Raw genomic sequence first — 21,969 nt, 5'->3', positions numbered from 1 at the left:
AAAAATCTAATAAATAATTGGTATAAAAAAAATGCTGGAGTTAATTAATCGTTATCAATATGGGTTTGTTTCTATTCCTGTAATCTTAGCCTGTAGAGAAAAGGGATTATTTGACTTAATAAAACAAAAGAGAATAACCCACCGGCAAATAGCTAATACTCTAGGGGCAAATACAGGTCATTTGCAAGTAGCCTTAAAAATGATGGAATCCCTAGGTTGGTTATCAAAAAATGAGGTTTATGAATACTCTATCACGGATAATTATCAAGCATACTATTCCATTCCTGAAGAAATATTAGAGTTATACAAATTACCCATAGAATCATACTTACTAGGAAAAGAAAACCCTGGTATTCTTAACATTTGGATAGAGCTTTCTCAACAACAATGGCATATTAATGATAGAACAATTGCCGATTTCTTAGATGGGGTCTTAATAATACCAATTATGCTAGGGCTTCACAAGTATAATTTATTAGCAGTAGATGAAGAAAAGCCTTTATTATCTGGTGTGAGTCCTCATATACGAGAAGAATTATCAAGATTGTTTCTGGCTAAAGGATGGGCTGAAAAAAGTTTTATACATATCCAACAACACAGCCAACAATCGACTGATGATAAAAATAATTTATACTTAACTGATGTTGGTAAATTTATAGTAGATAGAATACTAATTACTGGAGTTACTGCTTCCTATACTCCTATGTTGTTGCAGATTTTTGATGTATTATTTGGAGATTGTCAAACTGTATTTTATAGGGATAAACAGGGAAGCGAAAGTCACATTGATCGAAAATTAAATGTGATTAGTAGTGGTTTTCAACACCAGAAGTTTTTTGCTGATGTAGATGAATTTATTCTGACTATTTTTAATCAGTTACCCTATTCTGAACAACCAAACTATGTTGTAGATATGGGTTGTGGCGATGGTACACTGATCAAACGGGTTTATCAAGTAATTAGTACAAAATCTGCTAGGGGAAAAGTGCTAGACAAATATCCAGTGCAGATGATTGGAGTAGATTATAACCAAGCATCGTTGCAAGAGTCGGCATTGACTTTAGCAGGTATTCCTAACTTGCTAATTAAGGGGGATATTGGAAACCCACAACAAATGATATCCGACTTAAAAACTCAAGGAATTGATGATCCAGAAAAAATTCTCCACATTCGCTCCTTTTTGGACCATGATCGTCCATTTATACCTCCCCAAAATTTAGAAGCAGCAAAAAGGCGGAGCCAACTGTGTTACCAAGGGGTTTACGTAGATTCAGACGGAGGTTTGATTCCGGCCAAGATTATGGTACAAAGCTTGGTAGAACATTTGGAAAGATGGTCTTCTGTGGTTACTAAACATGGGATGATGATTCTGGAAGTTCATTGTTTAGAACCAAAAGTAGTCAACAGATTTTTAGACAGTAGTAATAGCCTGCATTTTGATGCTTTACAAGCTTTCTCAAGTCAATATCTGGTGGAAGCTGATGTATTTCTCAGTTGTGCTGCCGAAGTAGGTTTGTTCCCCAAGTGGGAGTTCTCAAAACGATATCCTCAGAATTTTCCCTTTAGTCGTATTACCCTCAATTGTTTTGAGAAAAAGCCTTATAAGTTGCGCCATCCGACAATTAAGGATTTACCAGATTTAATAGCACTAGAGGCATTGTGTTGGTCAGAAAATCTTCGGGTTGACAAAGAAGAAATCCAGAGGCGGATTTGGAATTTTCCACAAGGGCAGTTTGTTTTGGAGCTTGAGGAAAAGATTGTTGGAGCTATCTATTCCCAAAAGATTGATAATATTGAAGTTTTGGAGAATAGAACCTTTGTCGAAGTGCCGTCATTACATACTGAATCAGGAGTAGTGATACAATTACTAGCTACGAATATTTTACCAGAGTTGCAAAATCAAGGGTTGGGGGATCAATTACTGGAATGGATGCTTCAGTATTGTGCTGTGATGGGTGGTGTGGAAAGGGTTGTGGGAGTAACTCGTTGTCGTAATTATCCAGACTATTCCCCAATGCCAATGGCAGAATATATCCACAAAAAAAATGATTCAGGGCTACTGGTAGACCAGATTTTGCGCTTTCATCAGATTCATGGGGCAAAACTTAAAAAAGTTATTCCTGGTTATCGCCCCAAGGATATAGAGAATAAAGGTTGTGGTGTTCTGATAGAATACGATATTCATCATCGTCAACGTTTTGATGGTGTAGAAGTTGAAAAAAATCAGCAGGTAAAAGTAGAAAGAAAAGAGGATGTAGATGAAGTTGTAGCTGGTTGTGTTCGGGGAGTGATGAATAAGAAACACTCTTTTGATTCTGAACGTCCACTGATGGAGATGGGAATCGAGTCCTTAGAACTGTTGGAACTTAAATATTTATTGGAGAAAAAGCTGGAAGTAAAAATAGAGCCTAATTTCTTCTTTAAGTATGGAACTACCAAGGCGATCGCTAGTTATTTTAAGGGAGAAACACCAGCTAAACAAAAGAAGATTTCTGAGTTCTTGCCAAAAATCGCACAACTAGAGCCAAAAGCTGAAAAACCTGAATCAGTTTTTTCGGCAGTTCAATTAGAAAATGGGATAGCAATTATAGGAACGGCTTGTCGGTTTCCTGGAGATGCTGATAGCCCCCAAAAGTATTGGTCACTGCTGTGTAATGGCATTGATGCAATTACGGAAGTACCTCTGAATCGTTGGGATATTGAAAAATATTACAATCCCGATAAAAATAAACCAGGAAAAATATCTAGTCGTTATGGTGGTTTTATTTCTAAAATTGACAAATTTGATGCAGATTTTTTCCATATTTCGCCCCGTGAAGCTATACACATAGATCCACAACAACGTATATTAATAGAAGAAAACTGGAAGGCACTAGAAAATGCTGGGATTAATCCAGAATCCCTTTCGGGAACAGAAACAGGAGTATTTGTAGGTATTGCTTTTCATGATTATGAACAGCTACAGTACAAACATTCTCAGGAGCAAGATTTAAACCTCTATTTTGCCACAGGTAGTTCTAGTGCTATCGGTGCGGGAAGATTATCCTACTTTTTGAAATTGAATGGTCCAGCCATAACAGTAGATACTGCTTGTTCATCATCTCTAAGTGCTGTTCATTTAGCTTGTCAAAGTATACGGAATGGTGAATGTGAATTGGCTTTGGCCTCAGGGGTGAATTTATTGTTGTCTCCTGAGTTGAGTGTTAGTTTTTCTCAAGCAGGGATGTTATCACCAGATGGACGTTGTAAGACTTTTGATGCTTCTGCAAATGGTTATGTACGGAGTGAAGGGTGTGGAGTTGTAGTTCTCAAGTCATTGAAACAGGCCATAGCAGATCAAGATAGGATAATAGCCGTGGTGCGGGGCACAGCAATTAATCAGGATGGTGGTAGCAATGGAATGACTGCACCAAATCAATCAGCTCAAGAAGCGGTGATTCAGAAAGCCTTGTCTGTAGCAGGAATGTCTGCGAATCAGGTGTCTTATATAGAAGCCCATGGTACGGGTACTTCTTTGGGAGACCCAGTAGAAATTAAAGCTCTGGAAGCGGTGTATGGAGAAAATCGTGGTTCGGAACGCCCTCTAATGATTGGTTCAGTGAAGACAAATATTGGTCATGCCGAAGCAGCTGCGGGTATTGCCGGGTTAATCAAGGTGGTATTGTCGCTGCAAAATAAGTATATACCACCTCATTTACATTTGAGGGAGCTGAATCCTTATATGAGTTTAGCAGGGATTCCTGGTATGATTCCGATGGAGGGTAAGGCATGGGAAAAATACGATGACTCAGAGAGTCGTGTGGCTGGGGTAAGTTCTTTTGGTTTCAGTGGAACAAATGCTCACGTTATTGTTGAAGAAGTACCAAGTCAAGTTAAAAGTCAACACCATGAGCAGCCTCATTTGTTAACTCTGTCAGCGAAAACAGAAAAAGCTCTGAATGAGTTAGTCAGTAATTATCAAAATTATCTAGAAACTAATCCCGAGTTAGCCCTAGCAGATGTATGCTATACAGCTAACACTGGACGCGCTCAGTTTAACCATCGACTAGGGATCATTGCTACTAATCTACAAGAATTAACGCAAAAACTTCTGGAACACAAAGCAGGGCAGGAAATCGTCGGAGTATTTTCAGGAAAACTATCAAGTGAGAGTAGTTCTCCCAAATTAGCGTTCCTGTTCACAGGTCAAGGTTCCCAGTATGTGAATATGGGAAGACAACTTTATGAACTTGCACCAACTTTCCGTCAAGCTTTAGAGGAATGTGATGAAATTCTACAACCTTATCTGGAAGTACCTCTATTAGAAATCATCTACCCTAAAGATGCACAAGAGTCTAGTTCTTCTTTATTAGACCAAACAGCTTTTACCCAACCTGCTTTGTTTGCTATAGAATACGCCCTAGCTAAATTATGGGAATCATGGGGAATCAAACCCAATGTAGTGATGGGTCACAGTGTAGGAGAATATGTAGCAGCAACATTAGCAGGAGTATTTAGCCTAGAAGATGGTCTCAAACTAATAGCTATGCGGGGACAGTTGATGCAAAAATTACCATCAGGTGGTGAGATGGTATCCGTCATGGCATCAGAATCTCAAGTAACAGAGGCTATAGGAGAATATAGTTCCCAAGTAACAATGGCAGCTATAAATGGACCTGAAAGTATAGTAATTTCAGGTGAGAGTAGAGCGATCGCAAATATTTGTCGGAAGTTAGAAGGAGTGGGGGTTAAAACCAAGCGTCTACAGGTCTCTCATGCTTTTCATTCACCATTGATGGAACCAATGTTGTCAGAATTTGCAGCAGTAGCTAAAGAAGTAACCTATAATCAACCTAAAATACCAATAATATCAAATGTGACTGGTGAAAAAGTAGGTGCGGAAATAACTATTGCTGAATATTGGGTTCGTCATGTGCGAGAACCAGTAAGATTTGCCCAAAGTATTAAAACCCTTCATCAGGAAGGATGTAAAATATTCTTAGAAATCGGACCGAAACCAATATTATTAGGCATGGGAAGGCAATGTTTGCCAGAGAATGAAGGAGAATGGTTGCCATCATTACGACCGGGAGTAGATGAGTGGCAAAAAATGCTATCAAGTTTAGGGGAGTTGTATGTACGGGGTGCGAAAATAGATTGGTTAGGGTTTGACCAAGATTATGATCGTCAGAAAGTAGAATTGCCTACTTATCCATTTCAAAGAGAAAGTTATTGGATAGATACTTCTAAAAATCAATATCAAAAAGCTGACGATAATAGATTAAGTTTAGTTACAAAATTACTTGATAAAGGTGATATAGAAGGACTAATCCAAGATTTGAAACTTTCTGAAGAATTAACCATAGAAGAGCAAAATTTGTTGCCCAATATACTAAAAGTTTTAGTTAATCGTCACCAAGATGATTTTCGATTTCAAGGTAATGTAATTCATGACTACTATAATTCTTTTACAGAAGTTAGTGAAATCAAATTAAGTAAAGAAGAACAGGAAGAAAATAACTCTCTACAATTCCTAACTTTTGGTATATTACCAGAAATTATTTCTGGCTTTTCCTGGTTGAAAGGGTTTACTGAAGCTAATCAAAATCCAATACATCGAATAGCTTTACTGGAGTCACAGAAAGAGTTACGAAATCTGTGTTTTTCAAAAGTAGATTTTTCATCCACAAAAAAAGTATTAGATTTTGGTTGTGGATATGGTTCTGATTTAATCACATTAGCCAAAGATTACCCACATCTACAATTACATGGTTATACAATTTCTAGCGGACAAGCTAAATTTGCCATAAATAAAGTCAATTCCTATCAATTGGAAAAGCAGATACAAATTTTTAACCGAGATAGCTCCAAAGACGAGTTTCCTGATACTTATAACCTTGTATTCGGATTTGAAGTTGCTCATCATATTAAAAATAAATCACTGTTATTCTCTAATATAAGTAGGCATCTTCAGGAAGAAGGATTATTAGTAATGGCTGATTTTATTGCCAATGGTGATTTTGATATTGACCATGAAGAAACTTCATCTTACTTTATAAATAAACAACATTGGATAGAGCAACTTTCAGGAAATCATCTACAACTTATTAGTGCTATAGATATAAGTCAGGAAATAGCGAACTATTTGTACGATCCTGAATTTGAAGAAAATCTCAATCAGCTATACAAAAAGAAATCCGATGAAAATATCAAATCTGCTTTCCAATCCTACAATCAGTTAGGAAAACTTATGACAAAAGGATTAGCTAGCTATGTATTACTAACTGCAAAAAAACAAGAGAATCTAGAACAAGATGAAAATTATCAGTTGAACCAGGAAATACTAAATCAACTGTCATCTTACTCTGAAGTATCAGTCAAACAATGGGTTTATGAACTGAAGTGGCAAGCAAGTAAATATCAAAATTCAATATTACCAGATCAACCAGGATATTGGCTAATATTTACTGATGATAAAACCCAAGAATTAAAAACAGTTTTAGAAAAAGAAAATAGGAATTATGTGATTGTAACTCCAGGCTATAGTTACAAACAAATAGACCAACAACATTATCAACTGAATCCTATTAATGCACAAGATTTTCGACAACTAATGAAAGATTTATTGACTACTCAAAATATATTAGAAGGGGTAGTTCATTTATGGAGTATGAATACATCAACAGAAGATTTAGAAAATTCTCAAGAACTAGGTTGTGCAAGCGTACTACATTTAGTGCAAGCATTGGTGTCAGACTCGAAATCAATAGTGCCTCTATGGTTAGTGACTCAAGAAACACAAAGAATAGAAGAAAATCAAAATAAATTAGCAGTGCAGCAAGCATCTCTATGGGGTTTGGGTAGGGTAATAGCATTAGAACACCCAGAATTAAAATGTAGGCGCGTTGATTTAGACAAAACTAAGAACAGCTTAGAAGCATTAGGCAAAGAACTATTAAATCCTGATGATGAAGACCAAATAGCAATTCGTGGAGGAGTGCGCTATGTACCTAGGTTAACAAGGCGAACGCAGAATCCAAGCTCAGAAAAACAGCAACAAATAAAATTGAAAGCAGAAGGAAGTTACTTAGTAACTGGTGGTTTGGGAGTTTTGGGATTAGAAGTAGCTCAATGGATGGTTAAACAGGGAGCAGGACATATAGTATTAATTGGGCGTCGCCCTCCCTCAGAAATAGCTAAGGAAATTATTCGCCAGTTAGAACAAGCAGGAGCCAGAATCTCAGTTATATTAGGAAATGTATCTAAGGAACAGGATGTCGCGAGCATCCTGGAACAGATCGAGAAATCTCAAATACCATTACGAGGGGTGATTCATGCAGCAGGAGTACTGGATGACGGCCTGATACAGCATATGAGTTGGGAACGTTTCTGGAAAGTTATGAAACCAAAATTGCAAGGAGCTTGGCACTTGCATAATTTAACTCAGAAATTACCACTAGACTTCTTTGTTTGTTTTTCCTCCATAGCATCCTTACTTGGTACAGCAGGTCAAGGAAACTATGCTGCTGGGAATGCCTTTATGGATACTTTAGCTAGTTATCGTCAAAGTATGGGATTACCAGGATTAAGTATTAACTGGGGTGCTTGGGAGGCAGGAGGAATGGCAGCTAATCTTGGGAGTCAATATCACAGTCGTATGCGGACAACAGGAATGAGTTTTATATCCCCAGAAAAAGGATTAGAAGTATTAGGGGGTTTATTATTGCAGCCAGTTAGTCAAGTAGGGGTATTACCGATAAATTGGCAGATATTTAGGGATAATTTGCCTGGTGGTGTAAAAATGCTATGCTTAGATACCTTAGCTGCAAAACAACAACAAAAAGAAACAGAGAATAAAAAAATCCGGCAACAACTGATAGCAGCAGTGGATAGCAAACGCAACCCGATGATGGTTAATTATCTACAAGCAAAAATAGGTAAACTCTTAGGCTTCTCAACATCTAAACTTCCCCCTACAGATTTAGGCTTTTTTAAAATGGGAATGGATTCCTTAATGGCTGTTGAACTCAGAAATTTGTTAAGTTATAATTTGGGTGTTTCTATAAGTACAGCTACATTGTTTGAATTTTCTTGTATTCAGGATTTAGCAATATACTTGCTCAAAGACATATTCCAAGATAGACAAGATCAAGATACAGAAGTTAATCTTGAAGATAATAGTCAAAACCAACAAAATATAACTGCTCTGAATACAGAGACAGAATGGGAAGGGGAAATTGATAGTGCAATCGCTTCAGAATTACAAGAAATCGAAGCTTTACTGAAGGAGGGCAACTAAAGTGAATAATATTTCTCAAACAAGCCAACAAAACTTCTTATCGCAGAAAATGCTTCAAACTTTGAAGGAGATGCGAAGTAGGCTGGAAGCAGTAAACAATGCCAAAACGGAACCGATCGCAATTGTTGGTATGGCCTGTCGATTTCCAGGAGGAGCTAATGACCCATCAACATACTGGAACTTATTACATGATGGTATAGATGCAATTAGACCAGTTCCTCCTGAGCGTTGGGATGTGAGCGCTAATTACGATCCAGACCCAGAAGTTCCCGGGAAAAGCTACACTAAAGAAGGGGGCTTTATAGATCAAGTTGACCAGTTTGACCCTCTGTTTTTTGGTATCTCTCCAAAAGAAGCAGTTAGTTTAGACCCTCAGCACAGATTACTTTTAGAAGTAACATGGGAAGCACTGGAAAATTCTGGACAAACCTGGTCAAACCTTAAGAATAGTCAGACAAGTGTATTCATGGGAATTTCCACAGATGACTATTCTGCTCTGAGTATCAATCAAAATCAAAATGGAGCAGGTACTTACTCAGTTCTTGGTAATAATAGAAGTATTGGTGTAGGTCGTATTTCTAATCTCTTAGGTTTGCAAGGGTCTAATATACAGGTAGATACAGCTTGTTCAAGTTCTTTAGTTGCTATCCATCTTGCTTGTCAGAGCTTACGTTCCGGAGAATCACACTTAGCATTAGTGGGTGGAGTCAATTTAATATTATCGCCCATCAGCACTATTGGTCGTTGCCAATTGAAAGCACTATCCCCTGACGGTCGTTGCAAAACCTTTGATGCTAGTGCAAATGGTTATGGTCAGGGAGAAGGATGTGGTATAGTTGTTTTGAAGCGTTTGTCCGATGCTATTTCTGATGGGGACTCAATCTTAGCTCTTATTCGAGGTTCTGCTGTTAATCACGATGGGCCAAGTAGTGGTATGACAGCTCCAAATAGAATGGCTCAAAAACAGGTAATTCAACAAGCTCTGACAAATGCCAAGTTAGAACCTCATCAAATTAGCTATTTGGAGGCTCACGGTACAGGAACTTCCTTAGGAGATCCAATTGAAATAGAAGCTTTGGCAGAAGTATACGGTAAAAATCGTCCAGCAGATCAGCCTTTAATTGTGGGGTCAGTCAAGACTAATATTGGGCATTTAGAGGCAGCAGCAGGTGTATCATCTTTGATAAAGGTTATTTTAGCGCTTCAGCATCAAGAGATACCGCCTCATTTACATTTACAACAACCTAACCCTCATGTAGATTGGGATAGATTACCAATTAAAATTCCTACTTCATTAATTCCTTGGTCTGGCGAAGGAAAACCAAGACTAGCAGGAGTTAGTTCCTTTGGTATGGGTGGTACTAATGCTCATATAGTTTTGGAAGAAGCTCCGACTGAAGTTAGAAGTCAGAAGTCAGAAGTCAGAAGTGAAGAATATCTAGAACGTCCGGTTCATATATTAACTCTGTCAGGGAAAACAGAAAAAGCTCTAGAAGATTTAGTCAGTAGTTATCAAAATTATCTAGAAACTCATCCCGAGTTAGCACTAGCAGATGTATGTTATACAGCTTCTACAGGCAGAGTGCATTTTAATCATCGGCTAGGGGTTATTGCTTCTGAGCCGAAGGAATTAATAGAGAAACTACTTGGGTGGAAAACTGAGTCAGAATTAGTTGGAGTATTTTCAGGACAACCAAATAGTGAAAGTCCCCAAATAGCCTTTCTCTTCACAGGCCAAGGTTCCCAGTATATAAATATGGGAAGACAACTGTATGAAAAAGCACCAACCTTCCGTCAAGCCTTAGAGCAATGTGATCAAATTCTCAAACCCGATCTAGAAACATCTATATTAGAAATCATCTACCCCAAAGATGCACAAAAGTTAAGTATTTTAGACCAAACAGCTTACACCCAACCCGCCATATTTGCCCTGGAATACGCCCTCTTTAAATTATGGGATTCATGGGGAATCAAGCCTAATGTAGTCATGGGTCACAGTGTAGGAGAATATGTAGCAGCAACCGTTGCAGGAGTATTTAGCCTAGAAGACGGTCTCAAACTAATAGCCATGCGAGGAAAGTTGATTCAACAGTTACCCTCTGGTGGTGAGATGGTATCGGTAATGGCATCAGAATCTCAGGTAACAGAGGCTATAAAAGAATATAGTTCCCAAGTAACAATAGCAGCAGTTAACGGACCAGAAAGTATAGTAATTTCTGGTAACAGTGGAGCTATAGCAACTATTTGTGATACATTCAAAAACATGGGAATTAAGACCAAACAATTACAGGTGTCCCATGGCTTTCACTCCCCATTAATGGAACCAATGTTAACCGAATTTGAAGCAGTGGCTAAACAGGTCACCTATAATGAACCAAAAATACCACTAATATCAAATGTTACAGGTACTGAAGTAGGTGCAGAAATAACCACTGCTGAATATTGGGTAACTCATGTGCGTCAACCAGTAAGATTTGCCCAGAGTATGAAAACTCTGGAAGAGCAAGGATATGAAACCTTCCTGGAGATAGGCTCTAAGCCGATATTGTTAGGAATGGGCAGACAATGTGTAACAGAAGACGTAGGAGAATGGTTACCATCATTGCGTCCAGGAGTGGATGAATGGCAACAAATGCTATCGAGTTTAGGAAAATTGTATGTAAAAGGAGTCAAAATAGATTGGTCAGGGTTTGACTCTGATTATAATCGTCAGAAAGTAGCCTTACCCACATATCCATTCCAACGGGAACGTTATTGGGTAGAAACCAACAACAACTTCTGGCCTCAACAGCAATTTTCCCAAGGGAAAAACCTCCATCCCCTATTAGGTCAAAAGCTAAATTGTGCAGGGGAACAACAAATATTTGCATCACAAATAGGAGAAAACTCCCCCAACTATCTGAAGGATCACCGAGTATTTAATCAAGCACTATTTCCCACAACCGGCTACCTAGAAATAGCAATAGCAGCAGGAAATCACCAATTAAAAACACCCCAGATAGTAATAGAAGACCTAACCATAACTAGAGGATGGATACTACCAACAGGAGAATTGACAAATGCCCAAACCATACTCATCCCAACAGATAACCAAAGCTACAAGTTTCAAATATTTTCTCAACTTGAACAACAGGAGTGGATACTCCACACCACAGGAAAAATCAGAAAAGAGTCAACCCCCCCTATTCAGACAAAAATTGACCTAGAAAAATACAAGAGTGAATGTAATCAAACAATAGAAGTCAAACAGCATTATCAAAAATGTCAACAAATAGGAATAGACTTTGGAAAGAGCTTCCAAGGCATTCAACAATTGTGGTCAGGTTCAAACCAAGCATTAGGTTATATCAAACTCCCCGAAGAATTGATAACACAAACAAACGACTATAATTTCCATCCAGCACTATTAGATGCCGCCTTGCAAGTAATGTCTCATGCACGGCCAGCAACGGATAATAACAAAACTTATCTGCCAGTAGGAATAGAAGAATTCAGAGTATATAAGAATCCAGGGCTGAGTATATGGGCCTACGCATCAGTAATCAGTCGAGAAGTGGAAACTCCAGAAAGTTTGACTACTATTGTCACCATAGTAACTCCAGAAGGAGAAATAATTGCCAAGCTCAAAGGTTTACAAGTCAAACTAGCAACAAAACAGACCCTACTGGGAACAGAAACCGAATCAATAGAAAATTGGTTGTATGAAGTAGAGTGGAGAAACCAAGGTATTTTAGGTAAACTACTACCACCAGATTTCCTCATACCTCCTATAGAAATCAACCAAAAATTAACTCCTACTCTGACAGAATTAGTAACTCAGGTAGATAATGAAACAACAGTGTCTGTTCAAACAAGCTTAGAAGAATTAAGCAGAGATTATATAGTACAAGCATTACAGGAGATGGGTTGGTCATACAAACCAGCAGAAAGCTTTGCATTTGATGTAGCAGCCCAAAAATTAGGTGTAGTTCCTACCCATCGACCACTGTTTAAGCGTTTGCTGCAAATATTAACAGAGTCAGGAATACTCAAGTCAAATAATAGGCAGTGGGAAATAGCACAAACCTTACCTGAAGTCAAGCCGACTGAAAAAATCAGCAGTTTACAAAAGAAATATCCAGAAGAAACAGCAGCATTGACACTACTCTCTCGTTGTGGCTCTAAACTAAGTGGGGTATTACGAGGAGCAATAGACCCAGTCCAGTTAGTGTTCCCCCAAGGAGATTTGAGTACAGCGACTCAACTATATGAAGAGTCAACAGTAGCTTTGGTGATGAACACAATAGTAGAAAAATCCATCACCAAAGCTATAGAAAAATTACCCAAAAGCCGAGGGCTCAGGTTGTTGGAAATAGGAGCGGGAACAGGAGGGACTACAAGCTATATTCTACCTCATCTAAATCCCCATCAAACCGAATATACATTCACGGATATAGGGGCATTATTTACAGCCAAAGCTCAAGATAAATTCCGGGATTATAAGTTCATCAAGTATCAAACTTTAGACATAGAAGTAGACCCGACAACTCAAGGAGTTGAGGCTCATCACTATGATGTAATTATTGCCGCTAATGTACTTCATGCAACGACAGATATGAAGCAGACGTTATCCCATGTGCGAGAACTATTAGCAGATGGGGGAATGTTGGTGTTATATGAAGCAACAGCTAAAACAATATGGGTAGATTTAGTATTTGGACTGTTAGAAGGATGGTGGAAATTCAGGGATTATGAATTACGACCAGATTATCCTTTGTTGAGTAGAGACAAATGGCATCATGTTTTGAGAGAAACGGGTTTTACTGAAGTAGTTACGATGCCAGAAGTGGAGGGAATGGCAGAAACCTTGTCAGGGCAAACGGTAATTGTAGCTCAAGGCTCTCCAACGAAGTTAGAACCAAGGAATGATGGTTCTAAGAGTTGGTTGATACTGGCAGACTCTCAGGGAGTAGGGCAACAGTTAGCGACCTTACTCCGCTCAGTAGGAGAGGTTTGTACTTTAGTATTTGCGGGAGAAAAGTATCAACAGATAGCTCCGGGAGAATTTAGTATTAATCCGAATCTTGCTAAAGATTTTGAGGAAGTAATAGAGACAGTGGCAGGGAAGTCACCATCATTGTATGGAGTGGTACAATGTTGGACGACTGAAGCCGGAGTGGGTCAAGGGATTAATTCTGAGGAGTTAGGAAGTTTGTCGAAGCTTGGGTGTGGGACGAGCTTATATTTGGTACAAGCATTGGTGAAAGGCGGGTTATCAACTGTCCCTCGATTATGGTTAGTGACAAGTGGTGCTCAGGCGGTGCCTGATAATTATCCGGTAATACCAGGAGTAGCTCAATCTTCGGTGTGGGGAATGGGGAAAGTGATTAGCTGGGAACATCCAGAGTTGAACTGTACTCGTATAGATTTGGATCCAGAGGAGACTCTAGAGGGTCAGGCTGATGCCCTATTTAAAGAAATTTGGTCGGAGGATAGGGAAGACCAGGTAGCATGGCGTGGGGATGGTCGTTATGTGGCTCGGTTGGTGGGTAGTCGTCATCGGCAATTAGTGGCACAACAAGCTGATGGTAAGACTCAAAAGCCTTTAAGTTTCCGTTCTGGAGCTAGCTATTTGATTACAGGAGGTATGGGAGCTTTAGGCTTACTGGTAGCTAATTGGATGGTGTCAAAGGGGGCTAAACATTTGATATTGTTAGGACGCCGTTCACCGGATGATGCTACTAGGAAAAAAATAACAGAGTTAGAAATGGCAGGAGCAGAAGTGGTGGTGGAAAAGGCCGATGTGACTGATTTGGAGTCGATGAAAGGGGTGTGGCAGAGGATTGAGGAGTCAAACAGACCCTTAGGAGGAGTGATTCATTCTGTGATGGTGCTATCAAATGGAGTGCTACGAAATCAGACTTGGTCTAGTTTTGAACAGGTGATGGAACCGAAAGTTCAAGGTGCTTGGCACTTGCATCAATTGACTCAAAGTCAACCATTAGACTTCTTTGTGCTGTTTTCTTCAGCAACATCTCTGTTGGGTTCATTGGGTCAGGGCATGGCAAATTATTCTGCTGCTAATGGGTTTCTTGATGGTTTAGCTCATTATCGTAGAACTATGGGATTACCGGGATTGAGTATTCATTGGGGTGTAGTTTCTCAAGTGGGACGGGCGGCCGGGCGAGATGCAGATATGACCGCTATGCTCAGTAAGAATGGGATGGGTGTAATATCTCCGGCTCAGCTATTGGAGTCTTTGGAACTATTGATGAGTGGTTCGGATGTGGAAGTAGGGGTGTTGCCTATTGAGTGGTCTCTGTGGCAGGAGAGAGTGGCACAGTGGCCGTTTTTAGCGGATTGGCAGGAAACTATATTGGAGGTGGCCCAACCATCGAAGTCAGATTTTCTGTTAAAGTTGGAGGCTAAACCACCTAATGAGCGTCGCTTGTTGTTGGTGGCTCATGTGCGTCGTCAAGTGGCTCAAGTGTTGGGGATTAGTGATCCTGAATCAATTGCAATGGATACAGGTTTTTTTGATTTGGGTATGGACTCTTTGACTTCTGTGGAGTTGAGGAATAAGTTGCAAAGTAGCTTGAAGCTATCGCTTCCATCAACTATAGCTTTGGACTACCCTAAAATTAAAGATATGGTAAATTATTTTGCTAAAGATTTACTGATTTTAGAAGAGAATGACAGCGATAAGGTCAACAGTGATTCCCAGCAAAATCTTCAAATAGATAGGATTGCTAAAGAACTCGCAGAAAAATTAGGAGGTATTTAAATGATTACTAATCAGGAAAAAGAGTATGCCCAACTGATGCAAATGGCATTAAAAAAAATTAGTAAGTTAGAAGCTGAAGTTGATCGACTTAAAAATCAAGATCAATCTGAAGCGATCGCCATAATTGGAATGGGTTGCCGTATTCCAGGAGGCGCATCTACCCCTGAAGCCTTCTGGGAACTTTTACAAAACGGAGTAGATGCGATTACGGAAGTGCCACCAGACCGATGGCCTGTTGATGAATATTACGACTCTGACCCTAGCGCTCCTGGTAAGATGTCTACTCGTTATGGAGGCTTCATAGAGCGACTGCAAGAATTTGATGCCAATTTCTTTGGTATTTCTCCCAAAGAAACAATTCATCTAGACCCTCAACAGCGATTACTTCTAGAAGTGAGTTGGGAAGCTTTAGAGCGTTCAGGAATAAATCCTCAAAAACTTAAAGGAAGCTCTACTGGTGTCTTTGTTGCTATTGGTGGTAATGGCTATCTTCAAAAGATATTAACTCAAGGCCTTGAACAAATTGATGCCTATATGGCTTCAGGAAATACCTACAGTACAGCATCCGGGAGAATTTCTTACCTTCTGGGGCTAAAAGGTCCTAATTTAGCAGTAGACACAGGTTGTTCCTCTTCTCTAGTCAGCGTTCATTTAGCCACTACCAGTTTAAGAAATAGAGAGTCTAATTTAGCTCTAGCGGGAGGAGTAAATGTATTAATATCTCCAGAACTTCACATCGGTCTTTCTAAGGCAGGAATGTTATCTCCCTATGGCCGATGCAAGACTTTTGATTCTACCGCAGATGGATTTGTCGGTGGTGAAGGATGTGGGATGGTCATACTCAAGCGTCTGTCAGATGCTGTTGCCGATGGAGATAATATTCTGGCAGTGATTCGTGGAACTGCCATTAACCATGATGGTGATACCAGTGGATTGACTGTACCTAGTAGGCCGTCTCAACAAGCAGTGATTGGTCAAGCCTTGGAAAATGGAGGAGTAGACCCAGCTAGTATTAGTTATATAGAAGCTCATGGCACAGGCACATCTTTGGGAGACCCGATTGAAGTGGGAGCAATAGGAACGGTATTTGGTCCAACTCATTCTAAAGAGCACCCGGTAATAATTGGTTCCGCTAAGAGTAATGTTGGTCATTTGGCGTCAGCAGCAGGAATTGCAGGTATGATTAAGGTGATTTTGCAACTGCAATATCGGAAAATAGCTCCATCACTGCATTTCAAGCAACCAAATCCTTATATTAATTGGGCTCAACTACCGGTACAAGTCGCGACTAAGCTGACCTCTTGGCCGGCAAATGGTAAAAGTCGCATAGCTGGGGTTAGTTCTTTTGGTATGGGTGGCACTAATGCTCATGTAATTATAGAAGAAGCTCCCTCTCAAGTCAAAATTCAGAATAATAATATTGAACGTCCAGTTCATCTATTAACTCTGTCAGCCAAAACCGAAAAGGCTTTAGAAGATTTAGTCAGTAATTATCAAAATTATCTAGAAACTAATCCCGAGTTAGCCCTAGCAGATGTATGTTATACAGCCTCTACAGGCAGAGCCCATTTTAATCATCGACTAGGGGTTATTGCTTCCGAACCCAAGGAATTAATGGAGAAACTGCTGGGATGGAAAACTCAAGAAGAATTAGTAGGAGTGTTTTCAGCACAGCCAAATAGGGGAGTTCCCAAGATAGCCTTTCTCTTCACAGGCCAAGGTTCCCAGTATATAAATATGGGAAGACAACTGTATGAACAAGCACCAACCTTCCGTCAAGCTTTAGAGGAATGTGATCAAATTCTCCAACCCTATTTAGAAACATCTATATTAGAAATCATTTACCCCAAAGATGCACAAAAGTCAAGTATTTTAGACCAAACAGCTTACACCCAACCTGCCATATTTGCCCTGGAATACGCCCTCTTTAAATTATGGGAATCATGGGGAATTAAACCCAATGTAGTCATGGGTCACAGCGTCGGAGAATATGTAGCAGCTTGTATTGCCGAAGTATTTAGCCTAGAAGACGGTCTCAAACTAATAGCCATGCGAGGAAAGTTGATGCAAAAGTTACCCTCTGGTGGTGAGATGGTATCGGTAATGGCATCAGAATCTCAGGTAACAGAGGCTATAAAAGAATATACTTCCCAAGTAACAATAGCAGCAGTTAACGGACCAGAAAGTATAGTAATTTCTGGTGAGAGTGGAGCTATAGCAACTATTTGTGCTCAATTCAAAAATCAGGGAATTAAGACCAAACAATTACAAGTATCCCATGGCTTCCACTCCCCATTAATGGAACCAATGTTAACAGAATTTGAAGCAGTGGCTAAACAGGTCACCTATAATGAACCAAAAATACCACTAATATCAAATGTTACAGGTACTGAAGTAGGTGCAGAAATAACCACTGCTGAATATTGGGTGCGTCATGTGCGTCAACCAGTAAAATTTGCTACTAGTATGAAAACTCTAGAGGAGCAAGGATATGAAACCTTCCTGGAAATCGGAGCCAAACCAATATTGTTAGGAATGGGAAGGCAATGTGTAACAGAAGATGTGGGAGAATGGTTGCCATCATTGCGCCCGAATCAAATCCCCCTCTCGTCCCCCTTAGAAAGGGGGAAGTCAGAGGATGCTGCGCCTTTGAAGGATGAGTGGCAACAAATGCTATCGAGCTTAGGAAAATTGTATGTAAAAGGAGTAAAAATAGACTGGTCAGGATTTGACTCCGACTATAGTCGTCAGAAAGTAGCATTACCCACATATCCATTCCAACGGGAACGTTATTGGGTAGAAACCAACAACAACTTCTGGCCTCAACGGCAATTTTCCCAAGGGGAAAACCTCCATCCCCTATTAGGTCAAAAGCTAAATTGTGCAGGGGAACAACAGATATTTGCATCACAAATAGGAGAAAACTCCCCCAACTATCTGAAAGACCACCGAGTATTTAATCAAGCACTATTTCCCACAACCGGCTACCTAGAAATAGCAATAGCAGCAGGAAATTACCTATTAAAAACATCCCAGATAGTAATAGAAGACCTAACCATAACTAGAGGATGGATACTACCAACAGGAGAATTGACAAATGCCCAAACCCTACTCACCCCAACAGATAACCAAAGCTACAAGTTTCAAATATTTTCTCAACTTGAACAACAGGAGTGGATACTCCAAACCACAGGAAAAATCAGAAAAGAGTCAACCCCCCCTACTCAGACAAAAATTGATCTAGAAAAATACAAGAGTGAATGTAATCAAACAATAGAAGTCAAACAGCATTATCAAAAATGTCAACAAATAGGAATAGACTTTGGAAAGAGCTTCCAAGGCATTCAACAATTGTGGTCAGGTTCAAACCAAGCATTAGGTTATATCAAACTCCCCGAAGAATTGATAACACAAACAAACGACTATAATTTCCATCCAGCACTATTAGATGCCGCCTTGCAAGTAATGTCTCATGCACGGCCAGCAACGGATAATAACAAAACTTATCTGCCAGTAGGAATAGAAGAATTCAGAGTATATAAGAATCCAGGGCTGAGTATATGGGCCTACGCATCAGTAATCAGTCGAGAAGTGGAAACTCCAGAAAGTTTGACTACTATTGTCACCATAGTAACTCCAGAAGGAGAAATAATTGCCAAGCTCAAAGGTTTACAAGTCAAACTAGCAACAAAACAGACCCTACTGGGAACAGAAACCGAATCAATAGAAAATTGGTTGTATGAAGTAGAGTGGAGAAACCAAGGTATTTTAGGTAAACTACTACCACCAGATTTCCTCATACCTCCTATAGAAATCAACCAAAAATTAACTCCTACTCTGACAGAATTAGTAACTCAGGTAGATAATGAAACAACAGTGTCTGTTCAAACGACCTTAGAAGAATTAAGCAGAGATTATATAGTACAAGCATTACAGGAGATGGGTTGGTCATACAAACCAGCAGAAAGCTTTGCATTTGATGTAGCAGCCCAAAAATTAGGTGTAGTTTCTACCCATCGACCACTGTTTAAGCGTTTGCTGCAAATATTAACAGAGTCAGGAATACTCAAGTCAAAGAATCAGCAGTGGGAAATAGCACAAACCTTACCTGAAGTCAAGCCGACTGAAAAAATCAGCAGTTTACAAAAGAAATATCCAGAAGAAACAGCAGCATTGACATTACTCTCTCGTTGTGGGTCTAAACTAAGTGGGGTATTACGAGGAGCAATAGACCCAGTAGAGTTAGTGTTCCCCCAAGGAGATTTGACCACAGCAACTCAACTTTATGAAGAGTCAACAGTAGCTTTGGTGATGAACACAATAGTCAAAAAATCCATCACCAAAGCTATAGAAAAATTACCCAAAAGCCGAGGGCTCAGGTTGTTGGAAATAGGAGCGGGAACAGGAGGGACTACAAGCTATATCCTACCTCATCTAAATCCCCATCAAACCGAATATACATTCACGGATATAGGGGCATTATTTACAACAAAAGCCCAAGAGAAGTTCCGAAATTATAAGTTCATCAAGTATCAAACTTTAGACATAGAAGTAGACCCGAAAAGTCAAGGAGTTGAGGCTCATCAATATGATGTAATTATTGCCGCTAATGTACTTCATGCAACTACAGATATGAAGCAGACATTATCTCATGTGCGAGAACTGTTAGCAGATGGGGGAATGTTGGTGTTATATGAAGCAACAGCTAAAACAATATGGGTAGATTTAGTATTTGGACTGTTAGAAGGATGGTGGAAATTCAGGGATTATGAATTACGACCAGATTATCCTTTGTTGAGTAGAGACAAATGGCATCATGTGTTGAGAGAAACGGGTTTTACTGAAGTAGTTACGATGCCAGAAGTGGAGGGAATGGCAGAAACCTTGTCAGAGCAAACGGTAATTGTAGCTCAAGGCTCTCAAAGGAAGTTAGAACAAAGGAATGATGGTTCTAAGAGTTGGTTGATACTGGCAGACAAAAAGGGAGTAGGGCAACAGTTAGCTACTTTACTCCGCTCAGTAGGAGAGGTTTGTACTTTAGTATTTGCGGGAGAAAAGTATCAACAGATAGCTCCGGGAGAGTTTAGTATTAATCCTAATCAAGCTAAAGATTTTGAGGAAGTAATAGAGACAGTGGCAGGGAAGTCACCATCATTGTATGGAGTGGTACAATGTTGGACGACTGAAGCCGGAGTGGGTCAAGGGATTAATTCTGAGGAGTTAGGAAGTTTATCGAAGTTAGGGTGTGGCACAACTCTATCTTTAGTACAAGCATTGGTGAAAGGCGGGTTATCAACTGTCCCTCGATTATGGTTGGTGACAAATGGTGCTCAGGCGGTGCCTGCTCATCATCCGGTGATACCAGGAGTAGCTCAATCTTCGGTGTGGGGAATGGGGAAAGTGATTAGCTTGGAACATCCAGAGTTGAACTGTACTCGTATAGACTTGGACCCAGAGGAGACTTTAGAGGTTCAGGCTGATGCCCTATTTAAAGAAATTTGGTCGGAGGATTCCGAAGACCAGGTAGCATGGCGTGGGGATGGTCGTTATGTGGCTCGGTTGGTGGGTAGTCATCATCGGCAATTAGTGGCACAACAAGCTGATGGTAAGACTCAAAAGCCCTTAAGTTTCCGTTCTGGAGCTAGCTATTTGATTACAGGAGGTATGGGAGGTTTGGGTTTACTGGTAGCTAATTGGATGGTGTCAAAGGGGGCTAAACATTTGGTCTTGTTGGGACGCCGTTCACCGGATGATGCTGGTATCAAAAAAATAACAGAGTTAGAAATGGCAGGAGCGTCCGTGGTAGTGGAAATAGCCGATGTATCTGATTGGGAATCGATCACAGGTGTGTTGCAGAGAATAGATGAGTCAAATAGACCCTTAGGAGGAGTGATTCATTCGGCGGGAATGTTATCAGATGGAGTGCTACAAAACCAGAGTTGGTCTAGTTTTGAGCGGGTGATGGCACCGAAAGTGCAAGGTGCTTGGCATTTACATCAATTGAGTCAAAATCAACCATTGGACTTTTTTGTGCTGTTTTCTTCAGCAGCATCTCTGTTGGGTTCACCGGGTCAGGGAAATCATTCCTGTGCTAATGCTTTTCTTGATGGTTTGGCTCATTATCGTCGAACTATGGGATTACCGGGATTGAGTATTCATTGGGGAGCAGTTTCTCAAGTGGGAGAGGCGGCTGAACGGGGTGCAGATGTGAGGGCAAGTAAGCAGGGGATGGGTGTAATATCTCCGGCTCAGGTATTGGAGTCTTTAGAACTATTGATGAGTGGTTCGGATGTAGAAGTAGGGGTGGTGCCTATTGATTGGTCTCTGTGGCAGGAGAGAGTGACGCAGTGGCGGTTTTTGGCGGATTGGCAGGAAACTATATTGGAGGTGGCAGAACCATCGAAGTCAGATTTTCTGTTAAAGTTGGAGGCTACACAACCTAATGAGCGCCGCTTGTTGTTGGTGGCTCATGTGCGTCGTCAGGTGGCTAATGTGTTGGGGATTAGTCACCCTGAATCAATTGCTTTGGAAACAGGGTTTTTTGATTTAGGTATGGACTCTTTGACTTCTGTGGAGTTGAGGAATAAATTGCAAAGTAGTTTGAAGCGATCGCTTCCATCTTCTCTGGCTTTTAGTTATTCTACAATTAATCAGCTTGTAGATTACTTGGCCCAAAAATTAAACTTAACGGATACTCAACAAGAGGATACTGAGTTGCGATCGCTTGACTCATATGAAGAAAAGTCATCCGAGTTATCAGACACTAGCCCACGGACAGAAGTTGAATTAGAGGCATCACTTCTTAAAGAACTTGAAGAATTAGAAAATTTAATTTAAATAACAATAGGGTTTTTGGGTCAAGTTGGAAACCAGATCAAACACCAACATAATTTACTAAAACTACTTGTAAACTTACTCTATTAACACA

At 40.0% G+C, this 21,969-nt stretch carries 3 protein-coding genes; all 3 read left to right on the top strand.

Annotated elements, in window-relative coordinates:
• Positions 1 to 31 precede the first annotated feature (31 nt).
• The 3 genes from BJP34_RS17860 to BJP34_RS17850 are packed head-to-tail and all read left to right on the top strand — an operon-like array spanning position 32 to position 21,878.
• A complete protein-coding gene (locus BJP34_RS17860) occupies positions 32 to 8,278 on the top strand; it encodes a type I polyketide synthase (RefSeq protein WP_070393507.1) in 8,247 nt (2,748 codons plus the stop codon).
• Position 8,279: 1 nt separating this feature from the next.
• Positions 8,280 to 15,041 (top strand): type I polyketide synthase, encoded by a 6,762-nt coding sequence (locus BJP34_RS17855; RefSeq protein WP_083305235.1) that lies wholly within the window; start codon positions 8,280 to 8,282, stop codon positions 15,039 to 15,041.
• Positions 15,042 to 21,878, top strand: a complete 6,837-nt coding sequence (locus BJP34_RS17850) for a type I polyketide synthase (RefSeq protein ID WP_070393506.1) — start codon at positions 15,042 to 15,044, stop codon at positions 21,876 to 21,878.
• Positions 21,879 to 21,969: the final 91 nt, after the last annotated feature.

Source organism: Moorena producens PAL-8-15-08-1 (genome assembly GCF_001767235.1).
Taxonomy (GTDB): Bacteria; Cyanobacteriota; Cyanobacteriia; order Cyanobacteriales; family Coleofasciculaceae; genus Moorena; species Moorena producens_A.
Note: the sequence above shows the minus strand (reverse complement) of the source record. Positions and strands in the feature narration are given on the sequence as shown.

Excerpts from the sequence above, each read along its gene's own strand:
- BJP34_RS17860 (WP_070393507.1), top strand. The coding sequence starts at position 32 with ATGCTGGAGTTAATTAATCGTTATCAATATGGGTTTGTTTCTATTCCT.
- BJP34_RS17850 (WP_070393506.1), top strand. The coding sequence starts at position 15,042 with ATGATTACTAATCAGGAAAAAGAGTATGCCCAACTGATGCAAATGGCA.